Annotated in this window: 21 protein-coding genes and 2 pseudogenes; all 23 read left to right on the top strand. The window is 63.6% G+C overall.

From position 1 onward, the window contains the following. The first annotated feature begins 131 nt into the window (after window positions 1-131). The 23 genes and pseudogenes from E3O45_RS09450 to fliN all read left to right on the top strand — a co-directional run bounded on the left by E3O45_RS09450 (window position 132) and on the right by fliN (window position 18,978). Complete coding sequence (locus tag E3O45_RS09450; protein ID WP_134443161.1) at window positions 132-998, top strand: sigma-70 family RNA polymerase sigma factor; 867 nt, start codon at window positions 132-134, stop codon at window positions 996-998. A 75-nt stretch (window positions 999-1,073) separates the two neighbouring features. Then, window positions 1,074-1,541, top strand: a pseudogene (locus E3O45_RS18020) (hypothetical protein); the annotation flags it as partial. A 639-nt stretch (window positions 1,542-2,180) separates the two neighbouring features. Next, window positions 2,181-2,444: pseudogene (locus tag E3O45_RS18015) on the top strand (flagellin); the annotation flags it as partial. A gap of 157 nt (window positions 2,445-2,601) precedes the next feature. Then, window positions 2,602-3,969 (top strand): flagellar filament capping protein FliD, encoded by a 1,368-nt coding sequence (gene fliD / locus E3O45_RS09440; protein ID WP_134443159.1) that lies wholly within the window; start codon window positions 2,602-2,604, stop codon window positions 3,967-3,969. 8 nt (window positions 3,970-3,977) lie between these two features. Continuing rightward, a complete protein-coding gene (fliS, locus tag E3O45_RS09435) occupies window positions 3,978-4,547 on the top strand; it encodes a flagellar export chaperone FliS (protein ID WP_370450353.1) in 570 nt (189 codons plus the stop codon). A gap of 37 nt (window positions 4,548-4,584) precedes the next feature. Continuing rightward, window positions 4,585-4,971 carry a hypothetical protein gene (locus E3O45_RS09430; RefSeq protein ID WP_134443158.1) on the top strand — a complete coding sequence of 129 codons (387 nt, stop codon included), beginning with the start codon at window positions 4,585-4,587 and terminating at the stop codon, window positions 4,969-4,971. 188 nt (window positions 4,972-5,159) lie between these two features. Further along, window positions 5,160-5,501, top strand: a complete 342-nt coding sequence (locus E3O45_RS09425; protein ID WP_134443157.1) for a flagellar basal body protein — start codon at window positions 5,160-5,162, stop codon at window positions 5,499-5,501. Then, a complete protein-coding gene (locus E3O45_RS09420) occupies window positions 5,501-5,893 on the top strand; it encodes a flagellar basal body rod protein FlgC (RefSeq protein WP_134443156.1) in 393 nt (130 codons plus the stop codon). The genes E3O45_RS09425 and E3O45_RS09420 overlap by 1 nt, the downstream gene beginning before the upstream one ends. Continuing rightward, on the top strand, window positions 5,893-6,207 hold the full coding sequence (fliE, locus tag E3O45_RS09415) for a flagellar hook-basal body complex protein FliE (RefSeq protein ID WP_134443155.1): 315 nt from the start codon (window positions 5,893-5,895) through the stop codon (window positions 6,205-6,207). Before E3O45_RS09420 ends, fliE begins: the two co-directional genes overlap by 1 nt. Further along, the gene (gene fliF, locus E3O45_RS09410; RefSeq protein ID WP_134443154.1) at window positions 6,207-7,805 is read left to right on the top strand and encodes a flagellar basal-body MS-ring/collar protein FliF; all 1,599 of its coding nucleotides are present in this window, start codon (window positions 6,207-6,209) and stop codon (window positions 7,803-7,805) included. The genes fliE and fliF overlap by 1 nt, the downstream gene beginning before the upstream one ends. A 41-nt stretch (window positions 7,806-7,846) precedes the next feature. Further along, a complete protein-coding gene (gene fliG, locus E3O45_RS09405; RefSeq protein WP_134443203.1) occupies window positions 7,847-8,878 on the top strand; it encodes a flagellar motor switch protein FliG in 1,032 nt (343 codons plus the stop codon). Beyond that, a complete protein-coding gene (locus E3O45_RS09400; protein ID WP_166789448.1) occupies window positions 8,868-9,488 on the top strand; it encodes a FliH/SctL family protein in 621 nt (206 codons plus the stop codon). The genes fliG and E3O45_RS09400 overlap by 11 nt, the downstream gene beginning before the upstream one ends. Window positions 9,489-9,556: 68 nt before the next feature. Continuing rightward, entirely contained in the window at window positions 9,557-10,855 is a 1,299-nt protein-coding gene (locus E3O45_RS09395) for a FliI/YscN family ATPase (RefSeq protein WP_134443152.1), read from the top strand. Beyond that, a complete protein-coding gene (locus E3O45_RS09390) occupies window positions 10,855-11,304 on the top strand; it encodes a flagellar FliJ family protein (protein WP_134443151.1) in 450 nt (149 codons plus the stop codon). Before E3O45_RS09395 ends, E3O45_RS09390 begins: the two co-directional genes overlap by 1 nt. Further along, entirely contained in the window at window positions 11,301-11,945 is a 645-nt protein-coding gene (locus E3O45_RS09385) for a C40 family peptidase (RefSeq protein WP_134443150.1), read from the top strand. Before E3O45_RS09390 ends, E3O45_RS09385 begins: the two co-directional genes overlap by 4 nt. After that, on the top strand, window positions 11,942-13,549 hold the full coding sequence (locus E3O45_RS09380) for a flagellar hook-length control protein FliK (RefSeq protein WP_134443149.1): 1,608 nt from the start codon (window positions 11,942-11,944) through the stop codon (window positions 13,547-13,549). Before E3O45_RS09385 ends, E3O45_RS09380 begins: the two co-directional genes overlap by 4 nt. Before the next feature lie 9 nt (window positions 13,550-13,558). Beyond that, window positions 13,559-13,999: a flagellar hook assembly protein FlgD gene (locus E3O45_RS09375; protein WP_134443148.1), complete on the top strand. Its 441-nt coding sequence runs from the start codon at window positions 13,559-13,561 to the stop codon at window positions 13,997-13,999. Window positions 14,000-14,080: 81 nt separating this feature from the next. Then, the gene (locus tag E3O45_RS09370; protein ID WP_134443147.1) at window positions 14,081-15,259 is read left to right on the top strand and encodes a flagellar hook protein FlgE; all 1,179 of its coding nucleotides are present in this window, start codon (window positions 14,081-14,083) and stop codon (window positions 15,257-15,259) included. Between the two features lie 166 nt (window positions 15,260-15,425). After that, window positions 15,426-15,659, top strand: coding sequence for a flagellar FlbD family protein (locus tag E3O45_RS09365; RefSeq protein ID WP_134443146.1), 234 nt, complete (start codon window positions 15,426-15,428; stop codon window positions 15,657-15,659). After that, window positions 15,659-16,480, top strand: a complete 822-nt coding sequence (locus E3O45_RS09360; RefSeq protein ID WP_134443202.1) for a motility protein A — start codon at window positions 15,659-15,661, stop codon at window positions 16,478-16,480. The genes E3O45_RS09365 and E3O45_RS09360 overlap by 1 nt, the downstream gene beginning before the upstream one ends. Further along, window positions 16,477-17,271, top strand: a complete 795-nt coding sequence (locus tag E3O45_RS09355) for a flagellar motor protein MotB (protein WP_255452970.1) — start codon at window positions 16,477-16,479, stop codon at window positions 17,269-17,271. The genes E3O45_RS09360 and E3O45_RS09355 overlap by 4 nt, the downstream gene beginning before the upstream one ends. A 49-nt stretch (window positions 17,272-17,320) precedes the next feature. Continuing rightward, entirely contained in the window at window positions 17,321-18,232 is a 912-nt protein-coding gene (locus E3O45_RS09350) for a flagellar motor switch protein FliM (RefSeq protein ID WP_241985303.1), read from the top strand. Next, window positions 18,229-18,978 carry a flagellar motor switch protein FliN gene (gene fliN, locus E3O45_RS09345; RefSeq protein WP_198418243.1) on the top strand — a complete coding sequence of 250 codons (750 nt, stop codon included), beginning with the start codon at window positions 18,229-18,231 and terminating at the stop codon, window positions 18,976-18,978. Before E3O45_RS09350 ends, fliN begins: the two co-directional genes overlap by 4 nt. Window positions 18,979-18,981: the final 3 nt, after the last annotated feature.

Raw genomic sequence — 18,981 nt, 5'->3', positions numbered from 1 at the left:
AGAGTGACAGGTCGATTCGCTCGAACTCACCCCTAACTACAGGGGGACCTGTGCGCTACCAGACGACGCTGTCACCTCGTGTATCACCGGCGAGAGCGCAGGCGAATTCTGAACACCCGGGGGATCGGCATATGAGTACCGCAGGCGACGCGCGCGTCCAACCGCCCGCCCCGCGTCTCAATCGCAACGAGCGGAACCGCCTGGTGGTCGAGAACCTGCCCCTGGTCGGCTACTTGGTCTCTGAGATCTGGGCTAAAGCCCGGCACCTATCCCGGGACGACCTCGCCTCGGCCGGGTCCGTCGCCTTGATCACATCGGCGGATTCCTTCAACCCGGCCCTTGGCATCCCCTTCGGCGCTTTCGCCCGCCGACGCATCATCGGTGCCTTCGCCGATGAGATGCGCTCGAGCGACTGGGCCAGCCGCTCCGCCCGTCGCCGCATTAAAGAAACACTGAGCGTGCAAGAGGCACTCTCGGCCGCTCTCGGCCGCAAGCCCAGCATCGACGAGATCGCCTCCGCCCTCGGAGTGGATCGGGACACCGCCGTGGCCGGCCTCACCGATGCCGCCCGCACCGTCTCCACCCTTGACGAGACAACTATCGATCTCATCGTGGCCGACATTATGCTGCCCGAGGAGGCGTTGCTGGCCGAAGAGCAGTCCGTCTACCTGCGGGCATCCGTTGCGGCCCTGCCCGACAGCATGCGCCGAGTGATCGAACAGGTCTACTTCGAAGACCGTTCGGTCAAAGACATCGCCGCCGACCTCGGCACCACCCACTCCGCCGTATCCCAGACGCGCGCCGAGGGCATTCGACTGCTGCGCGACGGGCTGGGCACCCACTATGCCGACGATGCCGAGGCCGTACACGTGCCGCAGTCCCGCATTGCGCCGGCGCGACGGGCTGCCTACCTCGCTCGGCTTGCCGCGACGGCGAATGGTGATATCGCCCGGGCAGCGGATGCCCGCGAACTCGAATACAAAAGCGTCGCCTCGTAGCCGGCCTCTATCAGAATTTCTCCGCGAGTTTCTGCAGGCTGCTAACGGATGCCCCGCGAGGGTCGATAGCTACCAATGCAGGCCCATGGATGGGCTCGCGTATCGACACCCAATCACGGAGGATTCATCATGGGCATGCAAGTCAACACCAACCTGGTCGCCAACAACGCGTACCGCAACCTCAGCAACACCCAGAACGACCTGTCCAAGTCGCTCGAAAAGCTCTCCAGCGGCCTGCGCATCAACCGCGCTGCCGATGACGCGGCCGGCCTGGCCATCTCGGAAGGCCTCAAGTCGCAGGTCGGTGGCCTCACCGTCGCCGCCCGCAACGCGCAAGACGGCATCAGCGTTCTGCAGACCGCAGAAGGCTCGCTGAACGAGGTCACTTCCATTCTGCAGCGCATGCGTGACCTTGCCGTTCAGGCCGGTAACGACTCGAACAGCGCGCAGTCGCGTGACGCGATCACCACCGAGGTCGTTGCCCTGAACGCAGAGCTCGTGCGCATCAAGGACTCGACGAACTTCAACGGCACCAAGCTGTTGGACGGTGCCACCACGGCAAACCCGACCAGCATTTTGAACTTCCAGGTCGGCGCCGACGGAAATTCGGCCAGCCAGATCGGGGTTAGCCTCGCCTCCAGCGACATCGGACTGGTGTCAGACGCGCTCAAGTTCGGTACGGCTCTCGGCAAAACCCTGTCCACAACCCGGCTAGACTTTAACACAACTGCGATTCTGGCTGACGCCACATTTGCTGTTGCCGCGAAAACAACACCAACGGAGGCAGTTCACGTCGGAGCGGCCGAACTGCTCTTCACGACCGGCAATACCACAATATCCGTCGGGATCGACACCGACATCACAAACAAGGAGGAGCTCGCTGCAGCGCTCAATGCGGACGCAGACTTCGCTGGTTCTTATACGGCAGACTACAGCGAAGTGCGCGATGCTGCCGGAACCGTTACCTCGACATCGCTGGTAGTCACAGCTCGAGACATAGCGACCACCGAAAATGATCCGACCAACACACGGAACATTGCCATCAGCTTACGAACCGCTGAAGACGTGGAAGCAAGAACCCAAACCCCAGCCACGATAAGCGGAACGGCTCAAACTGGGGGCGTTGAATCGAAGACTCCGATTCTGCTGGGCTTCGACACCGCAGCGAACGCTCAGGCATCCATCTCGGCGATCGACGCTCAGATCACGGCCGTGTCCACGGCTCGTGCCGAGCTCGGTGCGTACCAGAACCGGTTCGAGAGCGTCATCAAGAACCTGGCTGTCTCGAAGGAGAACCTCACCGCTGCCGGTTCGCGAATTCGCGACACCGACATGGCCTCCGAAATGGTCAACTTCACCCGCAACAACATTCTGGCGCAGGCCGGTACCGCCATGCTCGCGCAGGCGAACCAGTCCAACCAGGGCGTGCTGCAGCTCCTGCAGTAACCAGCCAGGCTCACTCTGAGCTGAACCGCACACGCTTTTCTGTGCGAACAACACGGTGGTGCCGCGACGATTCTCGCGGCACCACCGGGTCTCACCACCTCGAACGGGCTCGACCAGGGCCGCACGCTTTGCCTTTCGTAGCTCAAAAGGAGCCAGCATGTCGCTCGCCATCGACGGCCTTGTCAGCGGTCTGGACACCACGTCCCTCATTAACTCGCTCATGCAGCTCGAGGCCGTTCCTCAGTCGTTGCTCAAGAGCAAGGTCTCCGAGTCGCAGACCTTCATCACTGCCCTGCAGGGGCTGAACTCCGCCGTTGCGAGCCTCGCCACAACCGCAGCCACAGCCGCCAAGAGCGATTCGCTCGATCTCTTCTCCGCCAGCAGCAGCTCCAGCAAACTCACCGCTACCGTAGCCACGGGCGCGAGCGCCAGCCAGATCGACATCGTCGTCGACCGCACGGCGCAGAGTCAGGTCTCGGTCTCTGACGCCATGCCCGCCTGGCCGGGGGCCAACTTCACCATCACGAGCGCCTCGGGCGGGTCGACCTTCATCGGTGCGAACTCGGGCAACCTCGACGACGTCGTCGCGGCGGTCAACTCGGCTGACGCCGGAGTCAAGGCCGTCAAGGTGTCGGCCGGTACCGTCGACGGCGTGCCGCAGTATCGTCTTCAGTTCACGGCGACGAGCACGGGCGCCGCCAGCGCATTCACCATTACACAGCCGACCAATGGCACGGCTGCCACGACAGACCCTGCAATGACCGGTCTCACCACCACTCGCACCGCAGAAGACGCAGCGGTGACGCTCTGGGCCGGTACATCGGCCGCGCAGACCATCACATCATCGACAAATAATTTCGAGAACCTGCTTCCCGGTGTCTCCGTCACCGTGAGCGGGGCGTCGACCGGCCCGATCTCCCTCACCGTAGCCCGCAATACCTCGGGGGCCAGCAAGATCGCCGAGACCTTGGTGAGCTCGCTCAACACGGTGTTTGCCAACATTTCCACCAAGAGTGCTGTGGTCAACAGCACCGACAGCGGTGGCAATCCCATTGTCTCGGGCGGCGTCTTCACCGGCGACAGCAGCGTGCGCGACGTCGGCCAGCGCCTACTCCTGGCCGCTTCGATGCCCGTGAACGGCAGGTCTCCGTCGGAGATCGGCATCAGCATCACCCGCAATGGCACCATGGAGTTCGACTCGGCGAAGTTCTCGGCCGCCTTGGTCGCCGACCCCGAGGCCGTACAGGCAACGCTCACCGAGATCGCCAGCAGGGTTGAAGCGGCTGCCAAGTCCGCTTCGGACAAGTACGACGGCCAGATCACCTCGCGCATCACCGGCCAGGAATCCATGGTCAAAGACCTCGGCAGCCAGATCGAGAACTGGGACCTGCGACTCGCCTCGCGTCGCTCGGGCCTGGAGCGCACGTACTCCGCTCTTGAAGTGCAGCTGAGCGCCCTCAACTCGCAGCAAGACTGGCTCACAGCGCAGATCGCCTCACTACCCACCTACAACTCGGGCAAGTGACCTAAACCGTGTCGCATCCCCTCTTTCAGCGCAACCCGTTTCGCATGGTGACGCCCGTTCCACGCCCGGCCCAGCCAACGCCGTTGCCCGTCGTGCCGCGATCGGTGGCTCAACTGTCATTCGGTGCGCGCCCCGTGCCTACTCCAGGGCTGTCAGATGCTGCGCGCAGTCAACGCGCCCGGTATACCCGCGACGCCGTGCTCTCGGCCAGCCCGGCGCGCCTGCTCACCATGCTCTATGACCGACTGCTGCTCGACCTCAATCGGGCGGAGTCAGCGCAGCTCGCCGAGGATTGGGCGACGGCGTCGAACAACCTCATTCACGCCCAGGCCATTGTCTCTGAGCTGGCCTCTACCCTCAAGGTTGAGGCATGGAATGGGGGAGCTGGCCTGTTCGCCTTATACACCTACGTCTCCAATGCACTGATGGGTGCCAACACTCTGCGCGACGTGCGCCGCACCCGAGAGAGCATCGCCCTGCTCGAACCGCTGCGCCAGACCTGGCATGAGGCCGCCGATCTGCTCGCCGACGCGCCATCGCGCACCGTCGTTCCCGGCGGGGACCTCGGAATTGGCTAACCACGCGGCAGCGCACCAGCAGCCAAAAGCGCCAACCGTGGTCAACGACGTGGAAGCCATCGTAGAGATCAGCCTGGTCGATTCGCCGGAACACCGCAACTGGTTGCTGGTGCTCGAGCAGATGGAGTCTGGCCTTGATCGGGCCTCCCGCACGGCAACGCTCGGTCGGCTTGCTACGGTGACCGCCGCGGCCGCTGAAGAATTGGCCGCTCCGGCACCGTCAGCCGAATGGAAGCTGCCGTCGGCCGAATTAGGTCAGATTCCTGCCGAGTTGGTCGAACGTGCCCGCGACGTGCTCATCAACCAACAGAAGCTGATCGGCGAGATTCGCCAGGCCCGATCGGCGATCGCCCTGCACCTCGCTGCGGTCCGCACGGTGCAACAGGGAACCGGGCAGTCCATCTACGTGGATGTGACTAGCTGACTCGGCCGGCACTGATTCGCTTAGTGTGTGGCGGTCTCGACTGAACCAGGCGAAGATTTGTTTCGTCTTTTCTCGGAGAACTCCTAACGCAGTGTCGTAGTCGGCCGATAGGTTTTTTCGAGCATGGAACGCTCGAACATGCAGGCCACGGACAGGCCGCCGATTTTTTGACGACGAAGTGAGTCTCCGTGCTTGAATCCGTGACATCCTCAGCCATGGCTAGTGCGCTTGACGGCTTGGCCATGCGGCAGCGTGCTATCGCCAGCAATATCGCCAATGTGAACACGCCGGACTACCATGCCCAGCGTGTGACCTTTGAGAGTGCCTTGGCCCGCTCAGTGGAAGATGGCAGTGGTCGAGTCGCGCCAACGACCGAGCGCTCGCTCGAGCCCACCCGCCTCAACGGCAACAACGTGAACCTCGATACCGAGACGCTCAGTAACGTCGATACCGTTCTGCGCTATCAATTTGCCGCCCGGGCCGTGGAAGGCCCATTCACCTCCCTGCGAACAGCGATCAAGACCAACTGATGACGTTCGACGCGATCGGAATCGCGGGCTCGGGCCTCACCCTGCACCGCAAATGGCTCGACGCGGTTTCCGACAACATGGCCAACGCGAACAACGTATCTGCCATGGACGGCGACGCCTTTCAAGCGCGGTACATTCTCGCCCAGCAGGGCCAGAACAGCGAGGGGGCCTATGTGGCGGGCACGGTGTACGGCGATGCAGAGGGGCGCGTGGTCTTCCAGCCCGACCATCCGCTCGCCAATGAGGCCGGTTACGTGCGCTACCCCGACGTAGATCTCGGGGAACAGATGGGCATGCTCATCATGGCCCAGCGGGGCTACCAAGCGAATGCGGCCGTGGTCGACCGCGCCAAGACAATGTATGAATCAGCTCTTCAGATTGGTCGTTCCTAATGCCGCTCAGCGCCGTCAACATGGTCACCGCGACTACCGGCACCGGGTATCTGCCCTCCGTCACCAGCGCGCAGAACACGCAGTCGACCGATGGCTCAGATTTTGCCAGCACTCTCGGTGGGGCCATGGAGGGGCTGCAGCAGCTGCAATCGACCTCCAACACGCTCGCCATCTCGGCCGTCACGGGCGACCTCAACGACATTCACAACGCCACCATTGCCAGTTCGCGGGCCCAGGTGACTCTCGAACTGGTCTCGGCCCTCCGCAACAAGGGCGTCGACGCCTTCACTGAGATTATGCGGATGCAGGCCTGATGCCCGCTCCGATCTCCGCCGCCTTCGGCCGTTTCGGGCGCGCTGTCCGCGAATTCACCGTCGCCCAGCGCACGGTTGCCATCATCGGCATTGCTGTTCTCGTGCTGGGAATTGCAGCATTAGCGATGTGGGCGGTCAAGCCCAACTACACGCCTCTGTTCTCCGGACTGAGCGGTGCAGACGCGAGCACCATCGTCGAACAACTGAGTACTGACGGCGTGCCCTATGAACTCAGCGACGGCGGAGCGACCATTCTGGTGCCCGAGGCTGACGTCTACGACCAGCGGCTCAAGAGCGCTGCTGCTGGCCTCCCGTCGGACAGCACCGGGGGATACTCCCTCCTCGACACGATGGGTGTGACCTCGTCGGAATTCCAACAGTCGGTCACCTATAAGCGCGCCATCGAGGGCGAGCTGGCCCGCACCATCAGCTCCCTCGACGGCGTACAGACCGCCTCGGTGCGTCTGGCGATTCCTGAGGCCAGCGTGTTCGTCTCGGAGACCAACGACCCGACGGCATCCGTCTTTGTGCAGACCAAGAGCGGTGTGACCCTCAGCAGCAGCCAGGTGCAGGCCATTGTTCACCTCACCAGTGCGTCGATCGACGGCATGAAGTCGTCGGACGTAGCCGTCGTCGACGCTGCCGGAACCGTGTTGTCGGCCGTGGGCGTCGGAGCCACCGGTACGGCCGGGCAGCAGGCCTCTGACTACGAAACCCGTGTGAGCGGGGCCGTGCAGACCATGCTGAACCGGGTTGTCGGGGCCGGTAACGCGACCGTCGTCGTGACGGCCGACATGAGTACGGAGTCGGCCTCGCGCGTTGAGGAAGTCTTCACGACCCCCGAGGATGCACCGGCGCTCACCGAGACGGTCGACACCGAAACGTATGCCGGTACCGGGGGAGGCGCCGCCGGCGTTCTCGGGCCGGACAATATCGCCGTGCCTGACGGTGCAACCGGTGACGGCACCTTTGCGTCGGAGTCAACCGTGCGCGACAACGCCATCAACAAGGTCACCGAATCGCGGACCATTCCCGCCGGTGCCGTCACCCGCCAGACGGTGTCGGTGGCGATCAATGCCGACGCGGCCGCCAACGTCAACCTCGCCGACCTCACTGCCCTTGTTTCGACGGCGGCCGGTATCGACGTGATCCGCGGCGACGCCGTCACGGTCGAGGCGATCGCCTTCGACACGACCGCGGCCGACGCTGCCGCCGCGGCCATTGCCGCGGGGACCGCAGCCGAGGCGTCAGCCCGACTGGTCCAGATGGTGACCGTGGGCATCATTGCTGTGTCGATTCTGCTGGCCATTGTCGCCGGTCTCGTGATCTACGCACGACGTTCCAAGCGGATGAGCCGCGAAAGCCTCGACATCGGCGACCTCGCCGGCGAACGGGGCGCCCTCGGGGCGCCGACCGTGGCACTCAGCCTGGAAGGCATCGATGCCCCGCTGGAACTGGCCCCGGTGGTGGTTCCCATCGTGCGCGAACCGTCGATCACCGACCAGCAGCGCGCCGACATTGACGCGCTCGCCCTGCGTGACCCGCAGAAGACCGCCGAATACCTGCGAACCCTCATGGACGATCGGGAGATGGCATGACCGGCACAGTAATCGACGCCGCGACCGATGAGACTGTTGTGATGCCCGCCGTCGCCGTGGCTGCTACCGCGCAACTCACCGGCAGTCAAAAAGTCGCCGTCGTGCTGCTGAACATGGAGCGCACCCGAGCGACGTCGGTCATGAAGCAGTTCTCCGACGAGGAAGCCGAGGCGGTTGCGGCGGAGATCGTGCAGCTGAGCCGCGTCGATAGCATGGTCGCTGCTTCTACCATCAACGAATTCCACGGCATCACCGTCACCGGCGGGCAACTCGCCCGCGGCGGACACGACTTCGCGGTCGGCTTGCTGGAGGCGTCGTTCGGTGCCGAGCGTGCCGCCGGCGTGATGACCCGGGTAGCCACCTCGATGGCCGGTAAGGCCTTCGAATTTCTCGATGCTGCCGATCCAAGCCAAGTGCTGTCGCTGCTTGACGGTGAGATGCCGCAGACCATCGCGCTCGTGCTCGCACACCTGCGGCGCGAACAGGCCTCCGCAGTCTTTAGCGGCATGGAACCGGCGCTGCGCACCGAGGTCGCCCTGAGCATCGCAAGCATGGGCAGCGCGGCACCGGAGGCCGTGCGGATCGTCACCGATATCCTCAAGCTCCGAGCCGGTTCCTTCGTCGGCTCCCGTGAAGCCCTCGAGGTTGCCGGTGGCGTACAGCCGCTGGTCGAGATTATCAACCGTACCGATGTCGCCACGGAACGTGCTCTGCTCGAAGCCCTCGACCTGCGCGACCCCGAACTTGCCGTCGAAGTGCGCTCCCACATGCTCACCTTCGTCGACATCATCAAGCTCGACAGCAGAGATGTGCAGAAGGTACTGCGTGGTATCGATACCAAGATGCTCTCGATCGCCATGAAGGGTGCACCCGAAGCCGTCGTCGAGGTCATCCGCGCCAACCTCTCGGAGCGCAACCGCAGCATCCTCGATGACGAAGCCAGCCGTCCCGGCACGATTCGCATGCGTCAGATCGACGATGCCCGTGCCGAGATCGTGCGCTCCATCCGCAGTCTTGAGGCGCAGGGCCTCATCACCGTGCAACGCGGGGAGGAAGAGATCTTTGAGAACTAACGGTTCCTTCTCGAGCCTGTCCTTCCCCGAGCTGTCGGCCAAGACCGACGTCGACCAGGCAGCGCTCGATCATGCCCGCGGGCATGCAGCGGGGTACACGGAAGGACTGCGCGCCGCAGCCGTGGAAGTCGCCGCGCAGGCGGAATTCGCGCGGGCCGAACAACGAGCCGCGTTGGCGGACATCGACGAGCAGTTGGCCACCCGGGTCGCGGCACTGGCCGTAGCGAGCCGAGCTGTCTCGGCCACCGTGTTTCCGATCCTGTCCGAGGCCGAGAGCATGCTCATCGTTGCCGCCGTCGATCTCGCGGAGGCCGTGCTGGCGACCGAGCTCGCTTCGACCGGTTTCGACGGCGCTCGTCAGGCACTCGATCGAGTGCTCAACGACCTCGAGAACATCGAATACGCCGACCTGCACACCGTGCGAATGCACCCCGCCGACCTCGCCGACATCGAACCGAAGGACCGTCTGGCAACGGGCGTCACCTTCATCGCCGACTCGGCCCTGGCGCGCGGCGATGCGATCGCCGAGTTTCCCGACGGCATTCTCGACGCCCGAATCGGCACCGCTTTCGCTCGGGTGAAGTCCGTGCTCCTCGCCGGGTTGCCGTGATGACCGCCACTACGCTTGCGAAACGCTCCGCCGTCACTTTGGATCGCGGAGAGGGTTGGGAACCACGGATGCGCGTCGGGACGTCGTCGATTGTTGCTCGCCCGGAACGCCTGGGAGTGGTATCGACCTTGGTCGGGCTCGGTGTCGAGGTTCGCGGCATCCGTGCCGCCATCGGCGACTTTGTCGTGCTTGGCGACGACACCCGGGTTGATGCTGAAGTGGTTGCGATCACGCGGGAGGGTATCCGCTGCATGCCGCTGGGAATCACCACCGGTCTCACCGTCGGCTCCGCCGCACGGTCGGCCGGCAACCCGCAGCGCATTCCGACCGGTACGGGACTCTTTGGTCGGGTACTGGATGGTCTCGGCCGGCCGATCGACGGCAGGGGACCGCTCGTGAGTGGGCCGCGGGTGGGTTTCGACAATCGCAGTCCCTCGGTTATGCACCGCGCTCGCATCGACACCCCGTTGCACCTTGGAGTGCGCGCGCTCGATACCCTCACAACGGTGGGTCGTGGACAACGTCTGGGTCTCTTCGCGGGTTCCGGAGTGGGAAAGTCCTCACTACTGTCGATGATTGCGCGCGGCACCGAGGCCGAAGTGTCGGTGATCGCCCTGGTCGGCGAGCGTGGCCGTGAAGTACGCGAGTTTCTCGAAGACGACCTCGGCGCTGAGGGCCTCGCCCGGTCGATTGTGGTTGTCTCCACCTCCGACGAACCGGCCATGATGCGGTTGCGTGCAGCGTTCACAGCAACACGTATAGCTGAGTCCTTCCGTGACCAGGGTGCCCACGTCATGCTCATGATGGATTCCATCACCCGGGTTGCCATGGCCCAACGTGAAATCGGTCTTTCCGTCGGCGAGCCACCCGCCACGCGCGGCTATCCACCATCGACGTTCTCCGTGCTGGCGCGACTCCTCGAGCGGGCGGGAACGGCCGAGACCGGTTCGATCACGGGAATCTATTCGGTGCTCGTCGACGGCGACGACCACAACGAGCCCATCGCCGACGCTGCTCGGTCAATTCTCGACGGACACGTCGTGCTCGACCGCAAACTCGCCGTGGCCGGTCATTTTCCGGCGATCGACGTGTTGGCGTCGATCTCTCGAGTGGCGTCCAAGGTGAACCCGAGCGAGCGAACGCAGCTGGCCGCGCAGCTGCGTCAGGTTCTGGCGGCACGGAGCAACGCCCAGGACCTGCTCGACGTCGGTGCCTATCAGCCCGGCACCAACCCGCTCGTCGACGCTGCTGTCTTGCACGAGAGCGCCATCAACGCGTTTCTGCAACAGCGAATGGATGACCAAACGCCGGCGGCTATCGCCTGGGACCGACTCGGGCAGCTCACCGGAAGCCTGGGGATGCGTTGATGCAACGACTTTTTCCCCTGGCCGGACTGCTACGCCTGCGCCATCTGGAGCAAGACCGCGCTGCGGGCGAGCTCGCCGAAGCCCACCACCGATCTCGCCTGCTGGAGGACCGGCGCGCCCGCACGCGCGAGCAGTTGCACGGCTCCCTCGGCAACCCCACCAACGTCATGGGTCTCAACGCTCTTGCGGCCGCGCGAGCATCGTCGCGCAGCATGCTCGCCGACCTTGATGCCCTGGGCCGCACCCATGCGACCGCATTGGCGAGTGCACAGGCCGCATTCGCCACCGCCCGGGCCGCGTCCATTGCCTTGGAAAAGCTCGAGGTTCGCCACACTGAGGCCGTGCGTGCTGAAGACCTGCGCGATGAGCAGGCCGTGCTCGACGAGATCTCGGCAACGCGTTGGCACCGAGACCGAACCGAATCCGAGACCGAAGGGAGAGACGCATGAGCATGGTTGACGCTATGGGGCGAATCGATCAAATCCAGGCCCGTCTCTTGCAGCTAACACAGGGACAGAATGTGCGCGCCCAGGCCGCTGCACCGGCGACAAGCGCCTCGGCCACGACGTTCGCCTCGAGCCTCTCTGACGCGATGGCGCCGTCGGGTGCGACGGCGGGTTCAACCGTCGCAAATCCCTCCGCTGTGGTCGGAAGTGACGTGGCCGCGGCCGCCCAGAAGTACCTCGGAGTGCCCTACGTGTTCGGCGGTGAAGACGCTTCGGGAATGGACTGTTCGGGACTCGTGCAGAAGGTTTTCGCAGACCTCGGAATCGAGGTTCCACGACTTGTCTCCGGGCAGATGACGATCGGCACCGAGGTCGCATCCCTGGCCGAGGCCCGACCGGGCGACCTCATCGTCACCGGCGGTGGCGACCACATTCTCATCTATGCCGGCGATAACAAGGTCATTCACGCGCCGTATCCCGGCCGCTCTGTGTCGCTCGTCGACGCGTACATGACGGATGCCCAGATCACCACAATCCGCCGGGTCATACCCGCTGAGGCGACCGCGGTTGCCGCTTCCTCGACGGGCGCCAGCACAGATATCGTCACGTCCGCGCTGGCAGCGCTCGCCCGGAATGGAGCATGATGAACAACCAGCTCGGACTGCTCCGCCCGTCGGCCGTGCCTGCGGGATCGTCGACGGCGCCCGGTACCGTCGGTCGGAACGAGTCGAAAACGGGCGCGGGCGAGATATTCGGAACGGCGATGCGCGATGCCGTGGAGACCGCCCAGGCGTCACGTCGTGACGTTCACCAGCAGCAGGCCTTGGCCACCCGGAACGCGGTGGCTGTTCGGGAGCGTTTGACGAGCGATGCGCAGACCGCGCGCGCTGCGGTATCCGATTCGATGCGGGGCCAGCGCTCGGCGGCGTCGGAGACGGCAGCAGCAGCTGCACATGTACAAGCGGGGGAACGGGGGGGAGAGTCGTCGGCCGACCGCGCACGATTTGTGTCTGCTGAGAACGAACCGTCCGACAGCACCGGAGAGGCCGCGCCGGTCACTGAGGCACCGACGAACTCACTGGCGGCGCGTATTGCCGAGCCTGAGCCGGCATCCGTACAGGCCGGTTTCCCGGTGCCCGTGGCGGATGAGGTGGACGCAAAGAACTCGGCACTGATCCCGCCGGTAGCGTCGTCCACGTCGCTCCAGACGCTCGACGTGGCGGAGATGTCGGAGCGCGCTGCCGTCGCGCCCACGGATACTCGTGCCGATGCGAGTGGGGCATCCGTTCTGACGACCGTTGGAGGCGCCGACGCGACCCAGACGACGGCAGGAGGAATCGTCGTGGCAACGTTGGCCGCAACCGCGCCTGCCGTTCGTGCTGCGGTGCCGATGGCCACCACTCGTGGTGGTGACCAGACCGACAAGGCATTTGGCGCTGCAGCGCCGACCCCGGCATCGACTGCTACTGCTACTGCTACTGCTACTGCTACTGCTACTGCTACTGCTACTGCTACTGCTACTGCTACTGCTACTGCTACTGCTACCGCTGCGCTACTCGCTGGCTCGGCGCCGGCGCTGGCCGTCAACCCTGACGCTCCCGTCGCTCCAGCACCAGCACGCGACACGTCGACCGCGTCGGCAACAGTGCCGCCCGTGCTCGCGACAGCTACCGGTGCAGCGGTGACCACCGCTGTTCCGTTGATCGGCGGCGACGCCGTTACGGCGCCGTCGACGGCACCTGCGGCGAACGTCGCGGTTGTCATGCCTGCACCCGCCTCCCTGTCAGCCGCGACCGCGGTCGCACCGGTTGCAGCAACCGCTCCCCAGCCGCCGGCTTTGGCCGCGCAGGTCACTCGGGCGCTGTTCACCCTCGTGGGCGTGGCACCGGGGGAGCACACCATGGTGGTGAAGGTCACGCCCGAGAATTTGGGGCCACTCACCGTGCGGGCCCACATCACACCCGACGGAATGCGACTCGAGCTCTTCGCGCCGACCGAGCAGTCTCGGGAAGCCCTGCGCGCGCTCTTGCCCGATCTGCGTCGCGACGTTTCCGGTTTCGGAGCGAACGCCCAACTCGACCTCTCTTCAGAGAACGAACCGGAACACACCGATCGCGATTCTGGAGATGACCGGCCGGGCGAGCGCCGCCCAGGCGGATCAGAAACGGATGCCCCGCGTACCTCCTCCATTCGCACCCTGCCGTCCGCCCTATTCGGACCGACATCAACCATCGACGTACTGGCTTAAGGAGCCCTCATGACCATCACCTCCATTGTGGGCAACTCGGCCTACACCCCGATCGACCTCACGACCGAGACCACTCGCACTCCCAGCCAGAGCATGGACTCGGAGGTGTTCATGTCGCTGCTCGTCACGCAGCTGCAGAACCAGGACCCGAGCTCGCCGATGGACACCAACGAGATGCTCGCTCAGACCACCCAGTTGGCGATGATGGAAAAGATTACGGAGATGACGGCAACCAACCAAGAGAACTTCTCCCTGCAGATGCGGATCGCCGCTGCCGCCCTGATCGGACAGCAAGTGGCCTACACCGCTTCTGACGGCACCGAGATGACCGGAACGGCCACCGCCGTGTCCTACGCCGGTCCGGTTCCGCAGGTGACGGTTGGCGACAAGACCGTTGCCCTCGACACCATCTCCGGCGTCACCTCTGTGCCAGCGACCGACGCGGCCTGAGTCCCCGCACGACCAGCTACAGCCCCTTGAATTTCGCACCACCACTTCACTTCTGTTCCAACGACTGAAAGGCGGCACCCCGTGCTTCGTTCCCTGTACTCCGGAATTTCCGGACTTCGCGCCCACCAGACCATGCTCGACGTCACGGGCAACAACATCGCGAACGTCAACACCGCCGCGTTCAAGAGCTCGGCAGTGCAGTTTCAGGACACACTGTCGCAGCTCAACCAGGGTGCCGGCGCCCCGCAGGCCCAAGTCGGTGGAACCAACCCCGCCCAGGTCGGCCTCGGTGTGCAGGTCGCGGGAATCTCGACCAACTTCTCCCAGGGTTCAGCTCAGCTCACCGGACGCGCCACCGACATCATGATCTCGGGTGAAGGTTTCTTCGTGACCCAGCTCGGTAACGAGACGCTGTACAGCCGTGCCGGTGCTTTCGACTTCGACGCCCAGGGTCGCCTCGTAGCACCTGACGGCGCACTGGTTCAGGGCTGGAACGCCGTCGACGGTGTGATCACGGAGGGTGGCGCAACGGGAAGCATCACGCTTCCGTTCCAGCAGGTCATCGCGGCTTCAGCAACGAGCACGGCCTCGATGGGTGGCAACCTCCCCTCTGATGCTGCGAGTGGCACCCAGATTATTCGTGACATCGAAGTGTTTGATGCTGCCGGTGCGTCCCGAACTATTGCGCTAACATTCACAAAAGTTGCTGCTGATCCCAGTGAAGATTGGGATGTCTCTTCGGACGGTGCTACTGATGTGAGGCTTGATTTCACCGATGGAGTACTGCAGGCACCCACGACCGCAGTGATCGTTGCCGATGGGGTGAGCTTTGATATGTCGACCCTCACCGGCTACGCCGACCTCACCTCGGTGGCCGTGAATACCCAGAACGGCCAGGCGGCCGGTTCCCTCGAATCCTTCCGTCTCGGAAAGGACGGCTCGCTCGTCGGCTTGTTCAGCAACGGCGGCACGCAGTCCATCGGTCGAATCGCTCTCGCCAGCTTCATCAACCCCGGCGGCCTCGAAAAGTCCGGCGCGTCAGGCTACCGCGCCACGTTCAACTCGGGCCTGCCCGACCTCGGGATCCCGACCGCCGGCGGTCTCGGTTCGCTCACGGCCGGCGCCCTCGAAATGTCGAATGTCGACCTGTCGCAGGAGTTCACCAACCTCATCGTCGCCCAGCGCGGGTTCCAGGCGAATGCCCGTATCATCACCACCTCGGACGAAGTGCTCCAGGAACTCACCAACCTCAAACGCTAACCCGCTACGGGGGCAGAACGCACCCGGAATCGCGCAGGGAATGCCGCCATCAGCACGATGGCGGCATTCCCTGCGTAAACAGGGCGTTCGCCAAGCTAACGGATGCACTCGCTTGGCCGATTGTTCAGCGTGACGTTGCCCTTCGTGCGTCTCGTCCGGAGGTCTCATGATCATTCTCACCAAGCTCAATGACAGTCATTTCGCTATCAATCCCGATCTCATCGAGCGCATTACCGAGAATCCTGACACCACGCTCGTGATGCTCGACGGTGCCATGTACATCGTCACTGAATCCATGCACGACGTCATCGAAGCCATTGCCCACTATCGGGCCCGCGTTATTGCCCTGGCCTATGACCCCGAAACGGTCTACCAGCCCCGAGCCCCGAAAGAGTCTTGATGGATCCCGCAACACTTATCGGCATATTCGTCGCCTTTGGCGCACTGTATGCAATGATCACCATCGAGGGCGCTCAGGTCTCGTCGCTATTGCTTCCCGGACCGATCGTCCTGGTCTTCGGCGCGACCTTGGCCATCGGTATTGCCAGTGGAACCCTGCGCGACGCTCTCCAGGCCTTTCAGGCGCTTCCGGGAGCCTTTCGTGGAAAGATAACGGCTCCGCAAACTGTTATCGATGAGATCGTCGAATTGGCTGAGGCGGCACGAATGAACGGCCTGCTCTCACTGGAGCAGGCGGCCGACAGTGTTAAAGACCCATTTTTGAAAAGTGCCCTGCGCAATATTGCGGACGGCATCGACAATGAAGAGTTACGCAATACGCTTGAAGATGAAATCGCGACCCGAGGGGCTCGGGATCGGATCGCGAGCAAGTTCTACATGGGCCTGGGCGGGTATGCCCCCACTGTCGGCATTATCGGCACCGTCGTCTCGTTGACCCACGTTCTCGAGAACCTGTCCGAGCCAGATGAGCTCGGTCACATGATCGCCGCGGCCTTCGTGGCGACCCTGTGGGGATTGCTGTCGGCAAACTTTCTGTGGCTACCGATCGGCATGCGACTCAAACGATTGTCTGACCTTGATGTTGAACGGCTCACCCTGCTTATGGAAGGGTCCCTGGCCATTCAGGCCGGTAGCCAGCCGCGTCTTCTCGGCGAGCGTTTGCAATCTATGGTGCCAGCCGCGCCGGTGCGACGCGTTCGCGGAAAAAAGAACGATGAGCCGGATCCCGCCGAAGTTGACGACGTCCTGACGAGCGCGTGAGTACGCGTCGTCGTCGGCCTGTCGCCCACGTTGAAGACGAACATCCCGACGAGCGTTGGATGGCGTCGTACATGGACATGGTCACGGTCCTCATGTGCATGTTCATCGTTCTCTTTGCCATGTCGACCGTAGATGAGCAAAAATTCGAAATGCTGCGCGAATCACTGGCAACCGGGTTTGGCAACGAAGACATCGAGAAAATGGACGTGGCTGTCGGTAACGCCTCGGTGGCGGAGATCATCGCTGCAGAGAATGCCGAGCTCAGCGATATCCAAAAAGCCATGTCCGAAGTCGATCGCCTTATTGAACTGCGCGAACAGATGCGCGCCGCTCTCGACGCCCAAAACCTGAGCCATCTCATCGATTTCAACATCGACGAGCGCGGACTTACAGTGGGAATGATCGGCTCGGAAACTTTTTTTGAACCCAATCTCGCCCGCCTCAGTGATCAGGCGGTGCAGGTGCTCAATGCCATCGCGCCGGCGCTCGCCGTGTCGGCCCGAGAGATTTCGGTTGAGGGGCATGCCGACCCGCGCGGCGTGAACGTGAACTTCGAAACCGACTGGGAACTCTCCGGCGGCCGAGCGACAGCGGTATTGCGTTACGTGGTTGAATCCGGTGGGGTCACCCCCGCGCTGATCTCGGCAGTCGGCTTCGGTTCGTCCCGGCCCTCCACGCTTCTCACTTCGACCGGTGATTCCGCAGCGAACCGCCGTGTCGACCTGGTGGTGATGTCCGACCAGCCCGAGAACATTCGTGCCCTGATTCCCACGGTCATTGAGTCGCAATAATCTCGACGGTCTGCTTACGCCGTGGTTCGAGCGGCCGATAGTGGCGAATGTGACGGTCAAGGAACAGGACTCTATTGGTGCGCCGAGAATGCAGGCGCCCGACGTTGAGGTGTACGATTTTCGGCGGCCGCGCACGCTGCCGCGAGAGCATTCGCGTGCGCTGGAACTGGTTTTCGAGACCTTCGCTCGGCAATGGGGCACCCAGCTCACCGCGCGGGTGCGGGTCCTGTCTTCGGTTACCTGCGAACAGGTACTCATGCAGACCTACGACGAATACGCAGCGAGTCTGCCCTCTACGACAGCCATGGTGCTGTTCAGTTTGGAGGGCCTGACGCCCCGCGCTGTCATCCAGTTTCCGACCGCTGCAGCCCTGGCATGGGTGGGGCATATGCTGGGCGGGACCGCCGGTGGACGACCGGTCGAAGAGCGCAAGTTCACCCAGATCGAGCAGGCACTGCTTCGGCAGCTGATGACTGAGGCACTGGAAGACCTAAAGTACTCCCTCGGTTCCCTGATCACAGCCGCGATGACCGTCGACACGATTCAGTACAACTCCCAGTTTGCCCAGGCGGCCGCGACCGGTGACCTCATGATCGTCTCCAAATTCAATATCCGTGTCGGCGAGATTACCTCGCTGGCCACGGTCGCCATTCCCGCCGTGGCCATCATGCCGCAACTCGGTGAGGCCAATCCCACGAGCAACACGGCGGATGCCCAGGAACTCGTGTTGGCCCAGGTCTCTGCCGTGCCCGTCACCGTCGCGCTGCGCCTCGTTCCTGCCCAGGTCTTGCCACAGCGCATTCTCACCCTGACCCTGGGCGATTTGATTCCCATACCGCACCCGCAACATCGCCCGCTGGACATCGTGGTTGACGATCACGTGCTGGCCCGCGCCGCCATGGGGGCCAATGGGTCCCGATTGGCGTGCATCATCATTGAATCCGAGGAGAAACGCCCATGATCACCACCGACCTCATGCATGCCCAGGCGGTTGGCGCGTTAGTTCAGTCCCTTCCCACTCCGGTGCGCTTGCGCCCCGTTGCGTATGTGGGCGAGCGGATGCTCATCGACGGTCGGTTGGCCACCGGTCCCGACACCGATGGTACCTTTCCCGAGCAAGTCGGCCAGGCCATCGTTGCCCGCTTCGTCGGGTCGACCTCCGCGGATCTCGCCCTGGTGCTGGCCGACCCGAATTCCCTTGATGCAGCCGCAGGTCCGCAAACGGGCCTCGTGTCACGCGCCGATGTCGTGCGGCCCGCCCTCGAGAGTGCGGCCACTGTCTTTGGTGTCGGAGTGCTCGGCGACAGCACCATCGAAGATGCCGCGGCGCTTTTTGCCGATGCCGAAACAACCGTCTATGAGCTCACGGACGGCACAACCGTGAGCGGATGGTTCGCCCTCCGCATGCGCGCCAACGGGTCCTCGAATGGTGTTTCCCGGGCCTCTGCAGATCTCTCCGGTGGAAAGATCGGCCGCATCAACAACGTGGAGATGACCATGACCGTGGAAATCGGCCGCACCAAGATGGCGGTGCGCGACGTGTTGTCTTTGGAACCGGGAGCCGTCATCGAACTGGATCGCTCGGCGGGAGCTCCTGCGGACGTGCTGCTGAACGGTCGTTTGATCGCCCATGGGGAGATCGTCGTCGTGGACCAGGACTACGCCGTGCGCATCACCAGGATCCTTGATATCCATGAGGGTGCCTAGTAG

The organism is Cryobacterium sp. TMS1-20-1 (assembly GCF_004402355.1).
GTDB lineage: Bacteria > Actinomycetota > Actinomycetes > Actinomycetales > Microbacteriaceae > Cryobacterium > Cryobacterium levicorallinum.
The sequence above is the reverse complement of the archived record's forward strand: the minus strand, read 5'-3'. Positions and strand labels throughout refer to the sequence as shown.